The organism is Paenibacillus sp. FSL R5-0490 (assembly GCF_001956215.1).
GTDB lineage: Bacteria > Bacillota > Bacilli > Bacillales > Cytobacillaceae > Cytobacillus.
In genome coordinates this window covers 116,108-135,428 of the sequence record NZ_MRTQ01000004.1, presented here as the reverse complement: position 1 = coordinate 135,428, position 19,321 = coordinate 116,108, and the positions used below count along the sequence as shown (strand labels likewise).

The 19,321-nt window shown below is 45.0% G+C and carries 19 protein-coding genes and 1 riboswitch; of the genes, 6 read left to right on the top strand and 13 right to left on the bottom strand.

The features are described 5' to 3' along the window. Positions 1 to 490: 490 nt before the first annotated feature. Positions 491 to 1,420, bottom strand: a complete 930-nt coding sequence (locus tag BK139_RS04730; protein ID WP_076257194.1) for a methyl-accepting chemotaxis protein — start codon at positions 1,418 to 1,420, stop codon at positions 491 to 493. Positions 1,421 to 1,479: 59 nt separating this feature from the next. Further along, positions 1,480 to 1,564: riboswitch (cyclic di-GMP riboswitch) on the bottom strand. A gap of 165 nt (positions 1,565 to 1,729) precedes the next feature. Here BK139_RS04730 and BK139_RS04725 point away from each other — a divergent pair. After that, the gene (locus tag BK139_RS04725; protein WP_076257285.1) at positions 1,730 to 3,256 is read left to right on the top strand and encodes an alpha/beta hydrolase; all 1,527 of its coding nucleotides are present in this window, start codon (positions 1,730 to 1,732) and stop codon (positions 3,254 to 3,256) included. A gap of 623 nt (positions 3,257 to 3,879) precedes the next feature. On the opposite strand, the gene BK139_RS04720 is transcribed toward BK139_RS04725, so the two are convergent. Next, positions 3,880 to 5,091 carry an MFS transporter gene (locus BK139_RS04720; protein ID WP_076257284.1) on the bottom strand — a complete coding sequence of 404 codons (1,212 nt, stop codon included), beginning with the start codon at positions 5,089 to 5,091 and terminating at the stop codon, positions 3,880 to 3,882. 262 nt (positions 5,092 to 5,353) lie between these two features. Here BK139_RS04720 and BK139_RS04715 point away from each other — a divergent pair, with 262 nt between their 5' ends. Next, on the top strand, positions 5,354 to 6,970 hold the full coding sequence (locus tag BK139_RS04715; RefSeq protein ID WP_076257192.1) for an SWIM zinc finger family protein: 1,617 nt from the start codon (positions 5,354 to 5,356) through the stop codon (positions 6,968 to 6,970). Further along, the gene (locus BK139_RS04710; protein ID WP_076257191.1) at positions 6,963 to 9,782 is read left to right on the top strand and encodes a DEAD/DEAH box helicase; all 2,820 of its coding nucleotides are present in this window, start codon (positions 6,963 to 6,965) and stop codon (positions 9,780 to 9,782) included. The genes BK139_RS04715 and BK139_RS04710 overlap by 8 nt, the downstream gene beginning before the upstream one ends. Positions 9,783 to 9,789: 7 nt before the next feature. Here the strand turns inward: BK139_RS04710 and BK139_RS04705 are convergent, their stop codons facing one another. Beyond that, the gene (locus BK139_RS04705) at positions 9,790 to 10,176 is read right to left on the bottom strand and encodes a hypothetical protein (RefSeq protein WP_076257189.1); all 387 of its coding nucleotides are present in this window, start codon (positions 10,174 to 10,176) and stop codon (positions 9,790 to 9,792) included. A gap of 264 nt (positions 10,177 to 10,440) precedes the next feature. Between BK139_RS04705 and BK139_RS04700 the strand changes: the two genes are divergently transcribed. Further along, complete coding sequence (locus BK139_RS04700) at positions 10,441 to 10,782, top strand: helix-turn-helix domain-containing protein (protein ID WP_076257187.1); 342 nt, start codon at positions 10,441 to 10,443, stop codon at positions 10,780 to 10,782. A 146-nt stretch (positions 10,783 to 10,928) separates the two neighbouring features. Here BK139_RS04700 and BK139_RS04695 read toward each other — a convergent pair whose 3' ends face one another. Together BK139_RS04695 and ssb are read right to left on the bottom strand one after the other, a co-directional pair. Then, the gene (locus BK139_RS04695) at positions 10,929 to 11,120 is read right to left on the bottom strand and encodes a hypothetical protein (protein WP_286147943.1); all 192 of its coding nucleotides are present in this window, start codon (positions 11,118 to 11,120) and stop codon (positions 10,929 to 10,931) included. A 5-nt stretch (positions 11,121 to 11,125) separates the two neighbouring features. Continuing rightward, complete coding sequence (gene ssb, locus BK139_RS04690) at positions 11,126 to 11,494, bottom strand: single-stranded DNA-binding protein (protein ID WP_076257182.1); 369 nt, start codon at positions 11,492 to 11,494, stop codon at positions 11,126 to 11,128. Between the two features lie 266 nt (positions 11,495 to 11,760). Between ssb and BK139_RS04685 the strand changes: the two genes are divergently transcribed. After that, entirely contained in the window at positions 11,761 to 12,219 is a 459-nt protein-coding gene (locus BK139_RS04685) for a YwpF-like family protein (RefSeq protein ID WP_076257180.1), read from the top strand. Between the two features lie 19 nt (positions 12,220 to 12,238). Here BK139_RS04685 and BK139_RS04680 read toward each other — a convergent pair whose 3' ends face one another. The 7 genes from BK139_RS04680 to spoIIID all read right to left on the bottom strand — a co-directional run bounded on the left by BK139_RS04680 (position 12,239) and on the right by spoIIID (position 17,238). After that, positions 12,239 to 12,616: a hypothetical protein gene (locus BK139_RS04680; protein WP_286147901.1), complete on the bottom strand. Its 378-nt coding sequence runs from the start codon at positions 12,614 to 12,616 to the stop codon at positions 12,239 to 12,241. Between the two features lie 69 nt (positions 12,617 to 12,685). Next, positions 12,686 to 13,114: a 3-hydroxyacyl-ACP dehydratase FabZ gene (fabZ, locus tag BK139_RS04675; protein ID WP_035327807.1), complete on the bottom strand. Its 429-nt coding sequence runs from the start codon at positions 13,112 to 13,114 to the stop codon at positions 12,686 to 12,688. A gap of 123 nt (positions 13,115 to 13,237) precedes the next feature. Then, complete coding sequence (locus BK139_RS04670; RefSeq protein ID WP_076257175.1) at positions 13,238 to 13,507, bottom strand: DNA-directed RNA polymerase subunit beta; 270 nt, start codon at positions 13,505 to 13,507, stop codon at positions 13,238 to 13,240. 18 nt (positions 13,508 to 13,525) lie between these two features. Then, entirely contained in the window at positions 13,526 to 14,353 is an 828-nt protein-coding gene (locus BK139_RS04665) for a flagellar hook-basal body protein (RefSeq protein WP_076257173.1), read from the bottom strand. Between the two features lie 34 nt (positions 14,354 to 14,387). Next, positions 14,388 to 15,227 carry a flagellar hook-basal body protein gene (locus tag BK139_RS04660; RefSeq protein ID WP_076257170.1) on the bottom strand — a complete coding sequence of 280 codons (840 nt, stop codon included), beginning with the start codon at positions 15,225 to 15,227 and terminating at the stop codon, positions 14,388 to 14,390. A gap of 198 nt (positions 15,228 to 15,425) precedes the next feature. Next, positions 15,426 to 16,427, bottom strand: coding sequence for a rod shape-determining protein (mreB, locus tag BK139_RS04655; RefSeq protein WP_061793486.1), 1,002 nt, complete (start codon positions 16,425 to 16,427; stop codon positions 15,426 to 15,428). Positions 16,428 to 16,965: 538 nt separating this feature from the next. Continuing rightward, positions 16,966 to 17,238 (bottom strand): sporulation transcriptional regulator SpoIIID, encoded by a 273-nt coding sequence (gene spoIIID / locus BK139_RS04650; protein ID WP_009332173.1) that lies wholly within the window; start codon positions 17,236 to 17,238, stop codon positions 16,966 to 16,968. A 689-nt stretch (positions 17,239 to 17,927) separates the two neighbouring features. On the opposite strand from spoIIID, the gene BK139_RS04645 reads away from it, so the two are divergent. Further along, positions 17,928 to 18,560, top strand: a complete 633-nt coding sequence (locus BK139_RS04645; protein ID WP_076257168.1) for a LysM peptidoglycan-binding domain-containing protein — start codon at positions 17,928 to 17,930, stop codon at positions 18,558 to 18,560. Between the two features lie 89 nt (positions 18,561 to 18,649). Here BK139_RS04645 and BK139_RS04640 read toward each other — a convergent pair whose 3' ends face one another. Beyond that, positions 18,650 to 19,315, bottom strand: coding sequence for a 3'-5' exonuclease (locus tag BK139_RS04640; RefSeq protein WP_076257165.1), 666 nt, complete (start codon positions 19,313 to 19,315; stop codon positions 18,650 to 18,652). Positions 19,316 to 19,321 lie beyond the last annotated feature (6 nt).

Genomic DNA, 19,321 nt, shown 5'->3' with positions numbered 1-19,321 from the left:
CATTCAGTCCCGCCGTTTTACGCGGCAGTTGCCCGTATACTTCTTGCAGATTCTTAAGCTCTCCTATTTTAAAAACATTTTTAGTGGTTGTTTCATTTATCGATAGGATTCTTAGGTTCTTTAAGCTATAGATGCCGCTCAGGTCTTTTATAAAAGAATTCAAAACATCCAAATGTTCAATACCCGGGCATTCATTCAAAAAACAAACATCGGGAAAATCAAAATCTGACACACCCACATGTTTAATGTTATGTTTATTGATATATTCCACACTCTCATTTATAGCGGCCGGATCTTCAAAGATTACCTTCTCTCCGGTTTCATCACTGCGGATATAGACATTCCCTTCAAAATAAAATGGCATATGGATACCTCTTTTTCATTTAACTTGCTGCATACTATAGAATTTCTCCGCCGCCATCCATTTTTCCTATCAACAAAAAAAGAGCTGCTATAAAAGCCGCCCCATCCTAACGTTTTATACGTTGTCCTATAAAATACTCTTAAATCCCCTCGCCTGCTCATCCAGCTTTCTTGCTGCTTCCCCGATATCTTTAAATGCGGATACCGCCTGTTCATTAAGAACCTGATTTTCAGAGATGCCGGACTGTGATTGCAGGGTGGCGTCACTGATTTTGTTGATTTCACTTGATATTCCTTCAATATGGGCGTTGACTTCCTGAATGGAGTCCTGCACCCGGTTTGCGAGCTTCCGCACTTCTCCGGCAACGACGTTGAAGCCTCTGCCATGCTCGCCTGCACGCGCGGCTTCTATGGCTGCATTTAAGGCGAGCAGGTTGGTTTGCGCCGCTATTTCCCGGATCGTTTTTACGATGCTGCCGATGGATTGTGCCTGTGATTTGAGAGAATGGAGGATTTCCAGGTTTCCTTTGGATTCATGAACAAGCTTGCCTATTGCCTGAGCAGCCTCTTCACTTCTCTCAATTCCAGCTTTTGCTTTTTCACTAAGGGCTTCTGACATTTCCTGAAGCTGGTATGCCACCTGTGCTGTATTCGTTTCCCGCTCCGTTATATCAGTAGCAATCTTCACGACACCGGCGACCTTGCCATCACTCCCGAAAACGGGTGTGTATGTTGCTTCGAGCCAAATGAGGTCTCCTTGTTTGGTCACACGCTGGATTTTTTCCTGAAAGCTTTTGCCATTGCGCAGATTTCTCCAAAGCTCCTGATATCCCCTACTGGCCGCAAACTCAGGGGTACAAAATTGCTTATGCAGCATATTTGGCATCTCTTCTGCCCGATATTTCACGGTTTTGGCAAAATTCTCATTTGCCCAGAGCACTTTCCCGTTCCCATCAAATTCAATCATCGCCAGAGAATTTTCAATTGCAGCCAAAACAGCTTCTTTTTCAAGAACCTGTGTGCTTTTAACATGATTAGGCTGATACGTTGTAAGCATGCTCTTCCTCTTTTCAAAAAAGTTTGTCAGAACATATCCTTACAAGCAAGTGATTCCTTGTAAGTGCTGGCCGGTTGCGCTACTAGCTCGAATTCATTCAAGCGCCCAAATTTCCCTTGAATTCTCATTGCTTCCAACTTGTTCTACTATATGTCTATAGTACTAGTATCGGTTTGGCATCACAATTTTGAATGCTCTGCTCTTCTTTATGCTGAAAATTCAAATAATTAATCATTAAGGCCCATGATTCCCATAATTAGTAAAAGTAGAATAGAACTGTAAGAGATGATGAGGAAGGGATGGATTTATCTGAAAAGTAAACTGATTGCGTTATCTTTGGCCTCTGCTTTAAGTTTTTTACTTTTTCCGGAAAGTAGTTTTGCGGAGAAAACAGCTGTGGAAAACCAGGCGATCATACCTGGTGCGCACACGGTAACAGAACAATACTTTGACGGCTCCGGCAACAACTGGCTCACTACTAAGAATCCCCTGCAATATCAGCAGGCAACCCTTTACGGCAATATTGGCCTGGCTCCTTATCTATGGGGAAATGCAGCGGAAGGAACCGGATGGCACCAAATGTACAAGCCTGCTTCTGTAACAGGAACTCAGATAAATGGTATTTTTGAAGATGCCCAGTTTGTCATCAGGGTTCCGGACCACTGGAATGGCCGGCTGGTAGTTTCGGGAATACCCGCGACAAGAAATGAAACGTCGACCGATCTGCTTTTCAGCGATTATGTACTGGAAAAAGGATATGCTTTTGCAGCGATCGATAAAGGCACCCAGGGCGAGGCTGATCCAGCTGATCCATTGGCAAAAGTAAAGAATGCGCTAGCCGGTGAGGATGATAGTGTCGCGGAATGGCATCAGCGGTTCCGCCAGGTTACGAAAGCCGCACAGCAGTACTTAGCCAGCTCACATACGGATGGGCTGATCGATCCGGCAGACTCTTCTGATCCTGCGAGTGATTTAGTATCCGCACAGCATAAGATTCCTACATATGCAATGGGAATTTCCAATGGCGGCTACGTCGTGCGCTATGCTCTTGAAAATGACGATCCGGAGAAAACCGGCGAACCCCGTCTTTTTGATGGAGGAGTCGACTGGGAAGGCGTATTATGGACGGAGAAAAAAGAAAATTTAATCAGTTCCCTGACCACTGTTGTGAATCATGCGGAGGAAGCTTTGTATGGAAGCGGCAAAGAACAGCAAAAAGCGGTTAAAGAGCTATACAAAGCAGGCTTGCCAAAAGGGTCTGAAAAACTGTGGGCTTACCATGATCAGGTATACTGGTTTGTCTCGCTGAATATCTATCGGGACCATTTCGATCCGGAAGCACCCGGCCGGACGGAATGGAGCAATTACCTGAACTTCGTTAATGGCGTGAGAGACCGATCTTATGATCCTATTTTTGAAGATTATAAGTATGTGACCCGGCCGAAGGAAGTGAAGGAAAATATTAAGGCGGTGGCCAATACCGGAGATATTGATGTGCCGCTGATCTCCTTCACGGGGTCACTGGACTCGCTGATATTCCCGGAAATCCATGCCAAGGGATATGAGAAGCTGGTTAAGAAAGCCGGAAAGCAGGATTTGCACCGTATGTACACGATCGAGAACGGCAACCATGTTGACAGCCTGGTCTGGAACCCGGGCACCGATCCGGATCAGGAACTACAGCCACTGCTGCCTTATGCTCATCAATCATTTGACCTGCTAGTTGACTGGGTGGAAAACGGTGAAGCGGCCCCTGCGAGCAAAACGGTTGATGCACCGGCGAACCCTGTTAAGGTCGTTGATTTGAAAACAGGGCATGAACGGGATCCTCGTTAGGGTGGTTATTCGAAGCGGGGATGAGTTCTGAAATTGAGATAAATTTTTTCGCACAGAAAAAGTCTTATCCGCACAGAAATTGAGGCTATCCGCACATAACGTTATATATGAATGCATCTAGTTGCAGTTTTAGATAAAATATCATCTAAATATGCTGCCCCAGTCATTTTAGATTGGGGCTTTTAAGAGTTTTTTGGTTAATAAGCAGTTTTTTCTTGCTTCGGGTTAGTGCCGGAGGCCAAATTAGACCGCTCTCGGCGAAGGCTGCCCCCGGGTTCGGACTGTAACTGGCGCTTTCCTGCATTTTGTGTCCGAAGTTACACCGGCTTCTGACTCTAACTGACTCTCTCCTGCTTTTTGTGTCCGAAGTTACACCGGCTTCTGACTCTAACTGACCCTTTCCCGCTTTTTGTGTCCGAAGTTACACCAGCTTCTGACTCTAACTGACTCTCTCCTGCTTTCTGTGTCCGAAGTTACCCCAACTTCTGACTCTAACTGACCCTCTCCTGCTTTCTGTGTCCGAAGTTACACCGGCTTCTGACTCTAACTGACTCTCTCCTGCTTTTTGTGTCCGAAGTTACCCAAGATTAATCCCGGCTCGTCCCTTCATATACACCATCATATCAGCGATGAACCTTCCGGCTTCCCGCCATCAGCCACACCACCACCGGGAGCAGTCCAAAGGAAACCACGGTAATCCCCGTCCAGCCTCCGGTCTGCCATACCAGACCGGCAAGCGTCCCACCGGTTGCGACTCCAAGGTAATAGCTTACGAGATAGATGCTCGAGGCACCGGCTTTGTGATGGGCAGCGCGCTCATTTACAATAGCCGCCATTAGTGAATGCGCCACAAAAAACCCCAGGCAGGTCAGGCATAGACCTATTACAATTACCGACAAGGAGTGCATATTGGTAAGCAAGGTCCCTCCTATTAAAATGACGGTTCCAACCGAAACCAGTGTGGTTTGTCTGAAATAAGAGGATAGTCTTCCGCCCAGAATGGAGCCAGCTATACCAAAGCTGTACGCCAGGTAGGTAAAAGAAATATTTTTTACAGAGAGATTAAAAGGTTCCTGTTCGAGATAAAAAGGCAGGTATGTCCATACTCCTGTAAACGAGAACTGGAGGAGGATCCCCATTGCAAACGCAGGGAAAAGCTTCGTATTTTTCAGATGTGAGCCCATGCCTGACAAGTCTTTTTGTACAGATCTTTTACTGGGACTAAAATAATGAGATTTTGGCAGAGTTATAAAATAAATGATGAATAGCAAAATGGAACATCCAAATAGAAAGTAAACAGAAGTCTGCCAGCTGGCCATATCTGCAATGTATCCAACGAAGATGCGGCCGGCCATTCCGCCAATGGCATTGACTGCAATATACATGGTGATGCCGAGGCTGATGCTCCTGGGATCCAGCTCCTCTCCTAAATAGGCGATGGCTGCTGCAGGCAGTCCCGCTATACAAAAGCCCTGCAGGAAGCGCAGTACCAGAAAGGTTTCAAAATTAGGCGCAATCGGCAATAGCACCAGCGGAATCATGGTGCAGACAAGTGTGAAATTCATAATGGAAACCCGCCCGATTCGATCAGACAGAAATCCGAAGAATAACAATCCGAAAATCATGGAAACTACAGCAGCAGACAGTGATAAACCGGCTGCCGCAGATGTGATGTCAAATGAATCTGCCAGCAGCGGCATAATCGGCTGCACAAAGTATAAATTAGCGAATACTAAAATGGAGGCACTCGTCATCGCAATCATAATTTTTTTGAAGCCTGCATCCTGCAGCGAATATTTAGTTGATTCCTCTTGTCGAGCTTGTACGGCAGTCATTTTTTCACCCTGTTCCATTAAAGCGTTAAATTCATCATACCATTTCCTTTCACAGGAATCGAAAATTTTTCCCGCTCGATCCCCATTAAGAACTTCTCTCAACTTTTTTTTGAAACAGCACGCACCTTCATTCCAGCTGTCCTAAATGTTATAATAAAGGAATGGACTTTACAGGGCCGATTAATCCCTTTTACGGGAGCCTTGTTCTAAATAGATTCGACAAAATTCGGGTGGTGCCTGTCACCAATAAGGAGGTATGAACATGATTCCGGAGCGGTTTTTGGAGCCTTTGGAGTTTGCCGCGAATGAGCTGAAGGGGCTGCTGCGGGCTGAGAATGAGGAGGATGCGCGCCTGGTGCAGAAAGGGCTGATGCTTTTTCGGCAGGGGCTTGTGTATCAGCTGCGCTTTGAAGGTGATAAGGTGTTGGCGACCGTACAGGATGTGACTCCCGCAAAGGTAGAACTGGATCTTGAGTTCATTCATTTGAGTGAGTGTTCATGTCCGGCCGAAGGTTTTTGCCGCCATCAGACTGCGGTCTTTCTGCAGCTTCTTTCTAAAGCCAGAAGTGTGTCCATGTGGATTGAAGAATGGCGGAAGCCGATCAAGGAAAAGCAGACCGCCAAGAATTGGGGGCTTCAAAAAGCGAAGGATCTTTTGAAATCCTCCGGCCAGATGAAGGCGGATTATGATCGCTGGGTTGCTTCATTCGACGAAAGCTTTACCGAGCTAATGGAAAAACAGGGAGAACCCCGTCCTTATGTCCTGCCTGAGCTTTTCCATGTGTATCTGCGCCGCATGAAAGCCGGAGCACCGGTAGAGCAGGAATGGAAGCTTCTCTACCTTCTGATCGGCTATGTTTTTTCTTTTAAAAAGCTGATGGTGCTGAGCAGTAAGTACGGCCATGGCGAGGAATTGATTGACCGCTATTATCGCCACCTCTATCAGTCCCTGATGGAGGATTCCGTGGAGATCATGAATAAATTGTCGGTGCACTCCCTCCCCTTCGCGTTCGATCAATTTATCGAAAAGCTGAAGGATGATTCTGCCGGACTGATCACCGGTTCTTTTGGGATGGAGTATGAACGAACTCATTTATACCGGCTGCTATGGACGCATTTTTTCAAAAAGAAGGAATGGCGTGAAGCAGAGATCGAAAGGCTGGAATCCTTCGTCAAAGAAGAGGCAAACATGCCGTCAGTGGCAGGTTATGTGCATCTTCAGATTCTTGAACGCAATGATGAAAAGGCACTCAGTCTTTTAAATGTGCCGAATGAATTAATGACACCTTATATGCTTTACTGGCTCGATTACTTTTCAGCCAACAAGGACTGGAATCGGATGGGCCCGTATGCAGAAGCATTTATCCATAAATCACGTGATTATCTGAAAGAAATTGATGACTATTACGCCTGCATGGATTTTACCCGGATGTCCGTCAAGGCGATTTCTCCTTATTGCCTGGAGAACAGCAAAATGGATTTGTACGAGAAAGCCTTGATGGAGACGCTTCCTTACAGCTACAGTGACTATGAATATTTGCTTTTTGAAAAAGGAGAATTTATAAAGTGGGCGGACCTGCAGGCGTTTATCGGCTTTGATCTTGATTCTCTTGGCAAGGACCGGATCAGGGAAATCAGCAAAAAGGAGCCCTCCATCCTCCTCCCGCTTTATCATCAGTCCATCACTGGCCATATTAATATGAAAAACAGAGATCATTACCGCGAGGCCGTCCGGAAGATGAAAAAGCTTCGGACGCTGTACAACAAGCTGAAACGCCAGGAGGACTGGCAGCTTTTTCTTGAATTGCTGCTCGAAAAAACGAAACGTCTCCGCGCCTTTCAGGAAGAATGCAAAAGGGGTAAGCTAATCGATGCTTAAAACGAGATTTCTTCATGTGAAAGTGAAACCAATAAACAATGACCGCTACCTGATTTTTGCGGTTAATGAAGAGGGACGCCTGCTTTCTCCGAAGGAATGGCAGCCTCTCCTTTTTAACCATCACAGGGAAAGCTTTTTCGGAACCATGCTTGATGCTGCAGAGGCAGACGGCATTAAAGGGATCTCTGTAAGCGGATGGCAGATTGTCACCCTGTTTGCGGCAGAGCAATTCAACCGCTTGATTGATTGGAGCTGGGATGAAACGGCCGAGATTCTGCTGGCCTCCTCTCATGCTCTTTATGATTCGATCGTGGACCAGGAATGGATGCCGGATTTTGCAGCCTGGGAACAAGGTACATTCCGCTGGGCACTGCCGGAAAGTGTGATCGCCGAATTCGGCACAAACTTTTGGGAGCAGACAGTAGAAGACTCTCCAGTCAGGGAATTTATAGGGGATTTATTTCACCGCTCCCTTGATGGCTTTATGAATCAAAACCAGGAAGCGAAAGCTCAGTTCGGTGAAAAGCTAGAAGCATTGCGGAGTGAGCATCTCTCACCACGCGACCTTGCAGCTTATTTTGACGAAGAAAGCTGGCAGGAATGGATCGGAGTCAAAGCAAATGAAGCTCCTTTCTCGATCGGACTTAAGCTGGAAGAGCCCGGGGATATCGATACCAGCTGGGATTTGACGATCTTTCTGCGCGATAAAAAGAATCCTGATGTGTTTACCGATTACAAGGACTATTCGAATTATCCGCACGAATGGCATGCTTATGAAGATTCAATTGAAAAAGAGATCCAGCGCTGGCTGGAGCTTTTCCCATGGCTTGAAGGCAAGCCCGGCGAGATTTCGACTATGCTGACGGAAGATGAAGCCTGGACTTTTCTGACAGAGGCAAGCGAAACCATGCTGGCACTTGGCGTGGAAATTCTGCTTCCATCCTGGTGGCAGGCAATGAAGAACGCAAGCCTCAAGGTAAAAGCAAAAGTGAAAGGAACCGGCAGCCACCGCCCTTCGTTTGTCGGGCTTCAGTCCATGCTTGATTATGATTGGCGCTTCAGCATGAATGGCGTCGACTTAACAGAGGAAGAATTCCGGGGCATGGTAGAGGAAAAAAGACGGCTCGTATACGTTCGCGGCCGCTGGATTAAGCTGGACCCCCACTTCGTCCGCCATATCCAGGATTTAATGAAGAAAGCGGAAAAAGAAGGTTTGCATGTCCGCGATTTGATTGAGCAGGAGCTTATGGCTGACGGAAGCCCGCAGGAAGATGATCTGGATAATCCTAAAACATTTGCCCGGATTCAGATCGAGCTTAACCGCCAATGGAAACAGATGGTGAAGCAGCTCCGCGATATTAAAAACCTTCCGCTTGAAGAGGTCCCGGCAAGCTTCAAAGGTGATCTCCGCCCATACCAGAAGCTTGGGATGAGCTGGCTGCTGTTTTTGCGCCGATATGGATTCGGCGCCATTTTGGCAGATGATATGGGACTTGGAAAAACGATACAGCTGATCTCCTATCTTTTAAAAGTAAAAAAGGATGAAGACAGCGGCCCATCTCTCATCGTCTGCCCTACATCAGTCCTCGGCAACTGGCAAAAGGAAATCGAGCGCTTTGCTCCTGGCATGAGCGTATATCTCCACTACGGATCCAACCGCCTGAAGGGAGAAAGCTTTTCTGAAAAAGTAATGGAGTTTGATATTGTGCTGACCTCCTACGGACTAACCCATATGGATCTGGAGGATTTTGAAGCAATCGAGTGGAGCTCCATTTCGATTGATGAAGCCCAAAATATTAAAAATGCCCAGACAAAACAATCGAGGGCTGTCCGGAAGTTAAAGGGCAAGCACCATATTGCCCTCACCGGCACGCCGATGGAAAACCGCTTGACCGAACTCTGGTCCATTTTTGACTTTACGAACCACGGCTATCTCGGCAGTCTCGGACAGTTCCAGAAGCGCTATGTTCTGCCGATTGAAAAGGATGACGACAAAAACAAAGTTAAGCAGCTGCAGGCCTATATCCGCCCCTTCCTGCTCCGCCGCACGAAGAAGGATGAAGATGTGGCCCTGAACCTGCCTGATAAGCTTGAGCAGAAGGAGTATTGTCCGCTGACTGCTGAACAGGCTTCCCTATATGAGCAGCTTGTCCAGGATACATTCGCACAGATCGAAAAGCTTTCCGGGTTTGAGCGTAAAGGCCTGATTCTGCAGTTATTAAGCCGCTTAAAGCAACTGTGCAACCATCCGGCCCTTTATTTAAAAGAAGAGAAGCCTAAGCATGTCCTTGAGCGTTCTGTAAAGCTTGAAAAATTAAGCGAACTCGTCGGCGCTGTTCATGAACAGGGCGAAAGCTGCCTGATTTTTACCCAATATATCGAAATGGGGAATATGATCGCCCGCCTGCTGAAAAAACAATTCGGATTCGACGTGCCGTTTTTAAACGGAAGCGTGCCGAAGCAGGAACGGGATTCTATGATCAGCCGTTTTCAAAATCATGAATTCCCGGTATTCCTGCTGTCGCTTAAAGCCGGCGGAACCGGTTTGAATCTGACGGCAGCAAACCATGTTATCCATTATGACCGCTGGTGGAATCCTGCCGTGGAAAATCAGGCAACTGACCGCGCCTACCGGATTGGGCAAAATCGCTTTGTTCATGTGCATAAAATGATTGCCACCGGCACACTCGAGGAAAAAATAGATGCTATGCTTGAAAAAAAGCAGTCCCTTAATGACCAGATCATTACAAGCGAGAACTGGATTACCGAGCTTTCAACAGATGAGCTGCGGGACCTGGTTCACCTGACATAAAATTGATTCAGTCTTCAAGTCCTTGATATGCATAAAGGCTTGAAGGCTGTTCTTTAATTTTTGCATATTCCGGCTTATTAGGTTTTTGCGTCAGAAACGTGACTTTGCTGCCTTCTTTTATAATAAAACAGGATAGCTGCTGGTATGTAGGTTTCTTGTCCCCGGAGTTAATTGCCACTTGGCTTAATAAGAAGTTAAACTTGTAGTGAAGAGTTCGTTCCGTATCGTTGAACATAAGTGAAGTATGGCTTCTAAGAGGAATTCTTTGATAGGATTTATTATTCTGGAGCTTAATCAGCTGAAGCGCATCAAAGAAGCTTGGCTGATGATCGGTATTTAGACTTTTATTTTCTGTCTGAAAATACAGGTACCCGGTTTCATCTCCTTTTTCCACTAAATCAAACCTCCTTTTTATTATTTTCAAAAAATATATTCGACATATTCTGTGAATATCCTCCCTGGTTCTTAATGCCTATTCAGCAGTATTTATTATTTGTGAATATTAATCACATTCATTAGTGTGACCACCGTTCACAAACAGCCTTTTTACACATTATTCCCGCTAAGTTAAAAGAAAGAAAGCAAATGGCGGTGAAAAGGATGTCTTTACCTGAAATACTGAGAAAGTTAAGAACGGATCGAAAGTGGACTCAGGATTTTGCGGCAGAAAATGCTGAAAGTGGATCGCTCAACCATCAGCAAATACGAGACAGGCAAGGTCACCCCCACTTACCAAACCCTCGTACAAATGGCAGAAGTATATAAAGTGGACAAGACCTTATTGACTGATGAATTGGCGAGCCAGTCCTCCTACACAGCAGACAAGTCCGTTTTAAAAGAAAACCCGGATGATAAGGACATGGAGATGATCCGGGAGATCATCAGCCATTATCCGGACCTGAAAAAAGCCCTCCTGGATATATACACCTTTAACGAAAAGAAAAAGGCTCTTGCTGTGAGAGTGATCAAGAACAACATTCAGGCATTGAAGGAATTTTAGGTCATTCGACAAAATTCGAGCGGTCCCTGTCACCATAAAAATAACCCGGCACAAGTGTACCGGGTTCCAATTTGGGGAAGTTTTGAGGATAAGATTGATTTTCTATAGTGAAGGAATATGTGTGGACAGCTGGTTGGGGGATGCCGTCAATTCATGATGGAGAAGCGTTTAGGTGTTTGCTGCTCTTGTGGATGGCTGTTTTGCATGACCGTTTCACGGATGAGCGATTCAAGCTGGAGTACCCGTTTGTTCAGATCATCGACTCTGTGGTTTGATTTTCCGAGCATTTTGATGAGGCTTTCGAGCATATATTCCATTGCCTTTTCTCTTTCGGACACTTCATTCAAAACGGAAGCTCCTCCTTGGTTACAGTCACTGGAATGTCCTCTGTCTTCTTCCGTTCAAGAAAGCGGACGGATTCAGCAACCACCTCTGTTACATAAATGCGCTTCTTTTCCTGATTATCATAATGCCTTGTCTGGATCCGCCCGGTTACTCCAATCAGGGTTCCTTTCCGGCAATACTGAGATGTATTTTCAGCCGTTTTCTTCCATAAGGTGCACTGCACAAAGTCTGCATCGATTTCCCCCTGCTGGTTCCGGTACTGGCGATTAACTGCCAGTGTCACATTTGTTACCGGAATTCCCTCCTGTGTCCTTTTCAGCTCAGGGTCCTTTGTCAGCCTTCCCACCAGGGTCACTTGATTGATCATGGTTTTCATCTCCTCTCTTTGATAGCCTTATCATAGCCGGAACCTCCCCAAAATGTAAAAAAGCGAAAATGTGTTTTTCACAGTGCTTTTTCGGTAAAAATACCCATAAAATTTAATTTTCCGTCCCTTTTCCGCAAAAAACTGCCTCGAAAATACGATTTTCAGCATTAATAAAAAGAAAATTCGACAAACTGTCAAATTCGCTTTCAGTTTGGGCTGTGTTATAATTTTTTATAGACAACTTATTTTAGAGATGGAGGTTAGCCATGAAAACATTTAAACTTGTTTCTCTGCAATTGGTGGAAGAAAATGGCCTGATTGATATTGAACTGGATGATGGATTGATTATTAATAAAGAAGATGAGAAGAGCAACTGGCTTCTGGAGGCATTTATTGATAAATCCTATCTTGAGTACTTCAAAAAGCGCGCTGATGATGAGGACGAGCTGACCATCCAAGTTGTTATAACCAAAAAAGAAAACGATCCAGCCGCATTCCAAACTAAAATTACCTCTATCAGCGAACTGGAAAACCATATCAGCATCCTTTTTGAGGGATCACTCAAAAGAACGAAAAATGATTACGCCGAATTGCTGCTCCAGGACCTCTTGGCCAAGGGCTACATCGGCGACAATCTTCTAGACGAATTCAAGGTTAAGATGCAAAGCAAGCCCCGCCTGGCCACTGCTAAAAAGGAAAATAAAGAAACTCCCGCTCAGTCATGACGGGAGTTTTTCTTACCTATTACTTATCTTTATTATCCTCATCCTGCATATCGAGATTATCTTCTACAGCGTCTTCGCCCGGCTCGTTGTTGTCTTCCATCATGTCGCCGTCGTCATCTGTGTTGATGTCGTTGTCATCTGTGTTTTCATTCAGATCATTCGTCATATCGCCGTTGTCACCGTTCATATCGCCATCATTTACATCACCATTATTATCCTCAGTGATTGTATCATCTTCCGGCGGCGGCTCCTGGTTGTCAGTAGCACAGCCTGCAAGTAGCATGGCGGAAAGAGCAGTTCCTCCGATAAGTGTTAAAAGCTTTTTATTCATCGTAAAAGCTCCTTTCAATAGATGTATTGTTGACCTGCTGCATTGGTCTTCCTTTATATTTCCCAAAAACCGAAACAACTTGCATCTTTTTTTACAGAAAAAATCCCGCACATTGTGTACGGGATTGTCTTAGCTTTATCTTTCAATCGCAAACATAATTTCTGCTTCCATCGCCACTTCGCCATCAACGGTCGCTCGGGCTTTGCCTTTTCCGATTCCTCTGCGGACGGAGAGCAATTCGACCTCCATGATGAGTGTATCGCCCGGCCGCACCTGGCGTTTCCAGCGGCATTTCTCCACACCCGCAAAAAAGGCAAGTTTACCTTTATATTCATCCAGTGACAGCAGCGCCACAGCACCTGTCTGCGCACAGGCTTCAAGCGTGAGGCATCCCGGGAATACATTGTAATTAGGGAAATGTCCATTAAATACTTCCTCGTTGGCACTTACATTCTTTTTGCCGACGGCTCTTTTTCCAGGCTCAAGCTCTTCAATGGAATCCACGAACAGGAATGGATATCGGTGAGGGATGATTTCTTTGATTTCTTCTACATTTAATTTCATATGTATCGCTCCCATGCATTATTTAGTACCAGATACTAATAGCTTATATTTATTTTACTAAAAAATTGATTATACGCAAAGTGCCAACAAAAAAAGAAGGGTTTTCCGCCCTCCTTTTCATTTCTATTCTTTTTCCACCAGTTCAATTATATGCATCCAGGTGGACTTTGAAAAAATATCCTTCATTTCGCCGCCGCCAATGACACCATACCCGACCGCGGCTCCTGCCGTAACGCTCAGGAAAATTAAAAGCACGACAATAATAATCCGAAGCCAGATCGGAATGAGACGAATGCGAACCCGCCCTTTACGCGGTGACTCATCTTTGCTGCGTTCATTTTTCAGTTGTTCACGCGTCTTGACTGCTTCTTGATTACTGTTGTTTACTGACATTTTATTTCCCCTTTTTATCTAACGTATTCCATTGACCAGCCCCATCATTTGATCAGCCATGGAGACGGATCTGGACTGAAACTGATAAGCCCGCTGGAGGTTGATCAATTCTGTCATTTCCTTGGACAAATCCACATTGGACTGTTCAAGGGAACCCTGGGCCATTCCAATCTGTCCGCGGAGTGCACCGTTCAGCTCTGTAAAAATCCCCTCGCCATCTATTCCATCTGGCAGGCCAAGAAGATTATCACCTTTTTGCTCCAGGAATTGAGGCTTGTTGATCAGGACCACTCCAAGATTGAATTCCTGGATGGCACCATTGGCTGCTTCCGCCAAAAAGCTCCCTGTATCGGTCACTTTAAAATTTTTAGCCTGTCCATTTATTATAATCGAATTATTATTTTCATCAAGAACCGGCAGTCCGTCAGCTGTCACAAGCATGGTCTCATTATCCGAAACCGGTGTTAAATAAAAAGCGCCCGCTCTGGTAAAACGCACTGCTGCTCCGTCTTCCGTCTGCTCCAGCACACGGAAATACTGGCCTTCCTTTGTGAAAGCAAAGTCGAGCGGCCGGTCTGTTCTCTTTAAAGAACCCTGCTGCATGACGATTTGGGACTGCGCCAGCTTTGCGCCCACGCCCTGCCTGATGCCTGCCGGAGTCAGTCTTCCTGCCTCAGCAGCCAGATTCCGCTGATTATTAAACTGCTGAAAAAGCAAATCAGTGAAATTGGCTTCCCGTCTTTTAAAGCCCGCTGTATCAATGTTGGCCACATTATGGCTGACAATATCCATCTGTTTCTGCAGCTGGGCCAGGGTATTTGTTGCCGTGATCATCGTACGATTCATTGTTTTTCCCCCTTAGCGGGTCTGCGGCAGGTCATTACCCGATCCGCCCGATTTCATTTGCGGCTTTCTCCATACTGCGGTCATATGCCTGGAGAACCTTTTGGTTGGCTTCAAAAGAGCGATAGGCTGCCATCATATCCGTCATTGTACGGGATGCATCCACATTGGAACGCTCCAGATAGCCCTGCTGAAGCTTGAATTGGACATTCTGTGCATTATAGGCATTTTCAAGGATGCTCTCTTCTGTCGCTGCAAAAAGTCCGTCGCCTTCTTTTCTCAGACTTTCGGGATTTTGGGAAAAAGTGATGCCTAGTCTGGCTGTTTCACCCGCTTCACCGGTAATCACACCATCTTCACTTACTGTAAAACGGTCACTGGAGAGCTGAATCCGCTCACCCGCATCATCTAAAATATATAATCCGCCTGCTGTCGTCAAATAGCCCCCGGCATCGATGGTGAAATTCCCATTCCTCGTATAGCGCGGTTCGCCGTCGTTTCCAGCTGCGTTATAAAAAACAGTCCCTCTTAAGCCTGTTTCCGGATTAACCGGCAAATTAAGATCCAGCAATGCCAGGTCAGTACCGAGGCCTGTTTCCTTCATATCTCCCTGCATGAAGGACGGTAGCGTCTCCTGCATATAAACCCCCGTAGTCAGTCTCCCGACTTCATTATTATAAGGAAGGTTTAGTCCATTTTCAGTCGGCACGGTCTGCTGGCCCATTCGCTTGAGCAGCATCTCCGGAAAAGCCCTCAGGCTCGTCTGATCTGCTTTAAAGCCGGGTGTATTGGCATTCGCCATATTATTTGTCAGTACTTCCGTTCTCCGCTGCTGTGCAAGCATTCCGGAAGCAGCTGTGTAGAAACCTCTAAACATCTGTTTCACCTCTATTTATTCCGAACAATCTATTCTAGCTCTATTATAAAAAACTTTCCGACAATAAACATTAAAAATTTGAAGAATGAAGTCAGATTTTGAAAAAGTGCTGTACCTTCTTTTCATCGGCTGAAATGGAAAAAAGTTTACTTTCAGCTGACCCAAAAAGAAAAACCCGCCAAATTGGCAGGTCCGTTGTTATACAAGCTTCTTCTTCGGAAGCTTATCAATATTATCAAGCATGATGCCAGTTCCAACAGCTACGCAATCCATCGGGTTTTCGGCAATTAAGACAGGAACTTTCAGCTCTTCCGCCAAAAGCTGGTCGATTCCGTGAAGAAGTGCGCCGCCTCCTGTTAAAATTACCCCGCGGTCAATGATGTCTGCAGACAATTCAGGAGGTGTGCGTTCCAGCACGCTTTTAGCAGCCTGGACGATGACATCAACGGATTCTGCCAAAGCACCCTGAACTTCCTCGGAACGAACTGTAATGGTTCTTGGAAGACCGGAAACCATATCGCGGCCGCGGATTTCCATTTCTTCGTTTTTGCCGCCAGGGAACACAGTCCCAATCGTTACTTTAATGTTTTCAGCTGTTCTTTCACCGATTAAAAGCTTGTACTCTTTTTTGATGTATTGAAGAATTTCGTTGTCAAATTTATCTCCGGCCATTTTTATGGATGAAGACGTCACAATGTCACCCATTGATAAAACCGCGACATCCGTTGTTCCGCCGCCGATATCGACAACCATGTTGCCGCTCGGCTGGAAGATGTCCATGCCTGCTCCGATGGCCGCAACTTTTGGCTCTTCTTCGAGGTAAATCTTTTTGCCGCCGCTTTTTTCAGCCGCTTCCCTGATCGCTTTCTGTTCAACACCTGTCACATTTGTCGGGCAGCAGATCAGAATGCGCGGCTTCGATAAGAAGCCTTTAACATTCAGTTTGTTGATAAAATGCTTCAGCATCGCTTCTGTTACATCAAAGTCGGCAATAACCCCATCTTTTAGCGGCCGGATTGCCACGATGTTCCCCGGCGTACGGCCGACCATGCGGCGTGCTTCTTCTCCTACGGCCAGCACCTTGTTTGTATTTCGGTCAATCGCCACTACCGATGGTTCATTCAGCACAATACCTCGGCCTTTAACGTGGATTAGCACGTTGGCTGTTCCTAAATCAATCCCAATATCCCTAGCAAACATTTCTTTTTTTCCTCCTTGCAACATGGCCAGCTTCTGTCCGCACCTTTGAAGGCTCTCTCTATTTAGGCATTCTTAAAGCGAACTTCGCTTATTAATTTTTCAGTTAGATGATCAAATCATTATTCGCAACAGCAGTTAAGGCCACGCAAAAAAATCAGTTCTTTAATAAAAGAAATGATTTTGCCTGGCGTCTCTTTAGGAGTCCTAGTCTTTACGAACCAAGTTCTATCCTAATTTTATATTTTATCACATTCCTTGTGAAAGCAGTAACATTTTGACAGAATTTGTGAGACTTTTTGCGGGTTTTTGTCGAAATGGGGAAAAGGATGCAGGCGACTTGAAAAGGGGCTTAAATCCATAGAGCAAAGCCAAGGTTTCAGGCTATGGAAACAGCTTATGAGCTTTTAACCCCCGGAGCCGCAATTGAGGTTCATGTACAGCTTTGAAAATTAGCCGTGACACTTTTTAAATGGCAGTCTTTAGCCTTTGACGCCCTTATCGGCGCCATTCATTTCATTTCATTTCATTTCATTTCATTTCATTTAACTGGCTCTTCTTCCATTTCTTCTTTTTTATACTTCATTTTAGTGGCTTCACCGCCGCGCAAATGGCGGATCGATTTATGATAATCCAGGATTTCCTTTACTTCGTTTGCCAGTTCAGGATTGATTTCAGGCAGTCTTTCCGTCAAGTCTTTATGGACTGTACTTTTGGATACGCCAAACTCCTTCGCGATTACGCGAACCGTTTTTTTCGTCTCCACGATATACTTTCCAATCTTGATAGTTCTCTCTTTGATGTAATCGTGCACACCACTCGCCCTCCCCAATTTGGATGTGAGAAGTGTGAAATGAGACTCGCTTTCTGTCTGGATTTTAACTGTATTCCGCATGGATTGCTGATTAATTGAAGTTAATCATACATGCGCCTGAAATGCTTGCTTTCAGTTTGCGATAATTAAACATGTCCTCAACATATTCATTAGTTTAGTAAAACGATCCCTCACCTCATACATTCTCTTTGTAAGGTTTGTAACAGTTTATTAGCTTGGTTGAGGGAATATGCACGAAAAATGCAATAAGGACAAGGTTTTGTTTAAATTTTTTGAAAATAGGACATCTGGAAGTCAAAAAAAGAAATGTTTTCAAAAAATCCTTTAGGGTATTTGAAAAATAAGCAGTCTAAAGACCAGTGACAACTTTCCTAATTTCAATTGTTCCATGGATAAGATTCAGGACTTTCCCCGCATATTCGACAAAATTCTTCATTCCCTGTTAATTCATTTCGATGTCGCAAACTATTTCATTTACATCAGATAATTGCATATATCTAGCAATTATAGGGCGCATTGAACTATATGGATTTTTGGAAACAAGGGAAAAGAGCCAGGAACTCCTCCCTATTGTGAAGCGCATATTTACACCGTACTATTTTTGGGGGAAACAATTCATTTAACTGGTTATGACACCACAATATTCCAAAGGATAGGATGACTATAGAATGCAAACACGCAAGGAAAGAATTCAAAATAATAAAAGAAAGAAGATGAAAGCAAGAGGTATGACGGCAGCCAGCACCGTTTTTGCGGCAGTAATCGCATCAGCCGGTTTCAGCGCTTCAGCAAAAGAAACTCATGCATTAACAGGATTCTATAAAGTGAAGCAAGGAGATACCTTATACAAAATCTCAAGAGTACATGATATGACTGTTAAAGAATTAAAAGCGGTTAACAACCTTAAGGCTGACACGATCCAGCCCGGCCAAAAATTGGAGGTTCGGATTGAACGACATATAGAAGATTCCATTAAGACAGCCGTTTACACCGTGGTGCCGGGCGATACACTTTGGGGAATCGCAAAGCGCTACCGTATGAGTGTCAATGAACTGAAAACATTGAACAAGTTAAAAAGAGATATGGTCCTCATCAATCAGAAATTGACCATTCAAGGTGATATTACCAAAACAAAGGCAGTCATCACAGGTGCTGCTGACAATTTTACAGTGGAATTTAAAAACGGGGATGATTATTTCACACTAAAGGTACCGTATGGGACAGCAACGTCTTATCAAAAAATGTCAGGAAGTGAAATCCTTGTGGTTTACAAGGACGATGCTCTGATCAATATTCAATAATGGGATGGAAAGCCGGATTCAGCCGGCTTTTCCTCGTTAACCACATCACCCACCCGCTCATCAACATTCCAACCACGTATGCCTGACGCTTAATAATGCAGTGATCTCATTTGACTGTCAGTTGCTTTAATCAACTCTCCCCAGGTTTTATGGCCCCTCTGCTGAAATTGATAAAGCAGCTCAACAAATAGATAAGCGGTCGTCAAAGCATCCCCAGCGGCACGATGCCGGTCATAAATGCGGGTGCCGAATGCCATGGCATACCTCTCAAGGTCGCGCATATCGCAGGACGGAGCGATAAAACCAATCAGATCCAGCGTATCAATGGTCAGGAAACTTTTTAACGAAAGCTTTTCGCGTTTACATTCACTTTTAATAGCCAAGGCATCGAAGCTAACATAATGCCCAATCAGGCATACCGCCTCCCTTGATTCGACATACTCAAAAAAGCTCTGAATAGCTTCCCAGGCCTGCGGGGCATCTTTTACCAGCTCATCGGTAATAGAGGTGAGTTCTTTTATTTCCCGAGAAATTTGTCGTTTTGGGTTAACATATGTCTGAAAAAGGTCCTTTTCCTGCACTTGAAATCCTTTTACCGGGACGGCGCCTATTTCAATGATTCGGTCTGCCGCAGAAACTTGAAATCCAGTGGTTTCCGTATCGAAGACTATAAAATTCAGATCTTCAAGGGGAGTGGATAATGGAATACTCTCATATTTTAACGAACATGACACATTTTTTCTGAGAAAAAACATACCAGC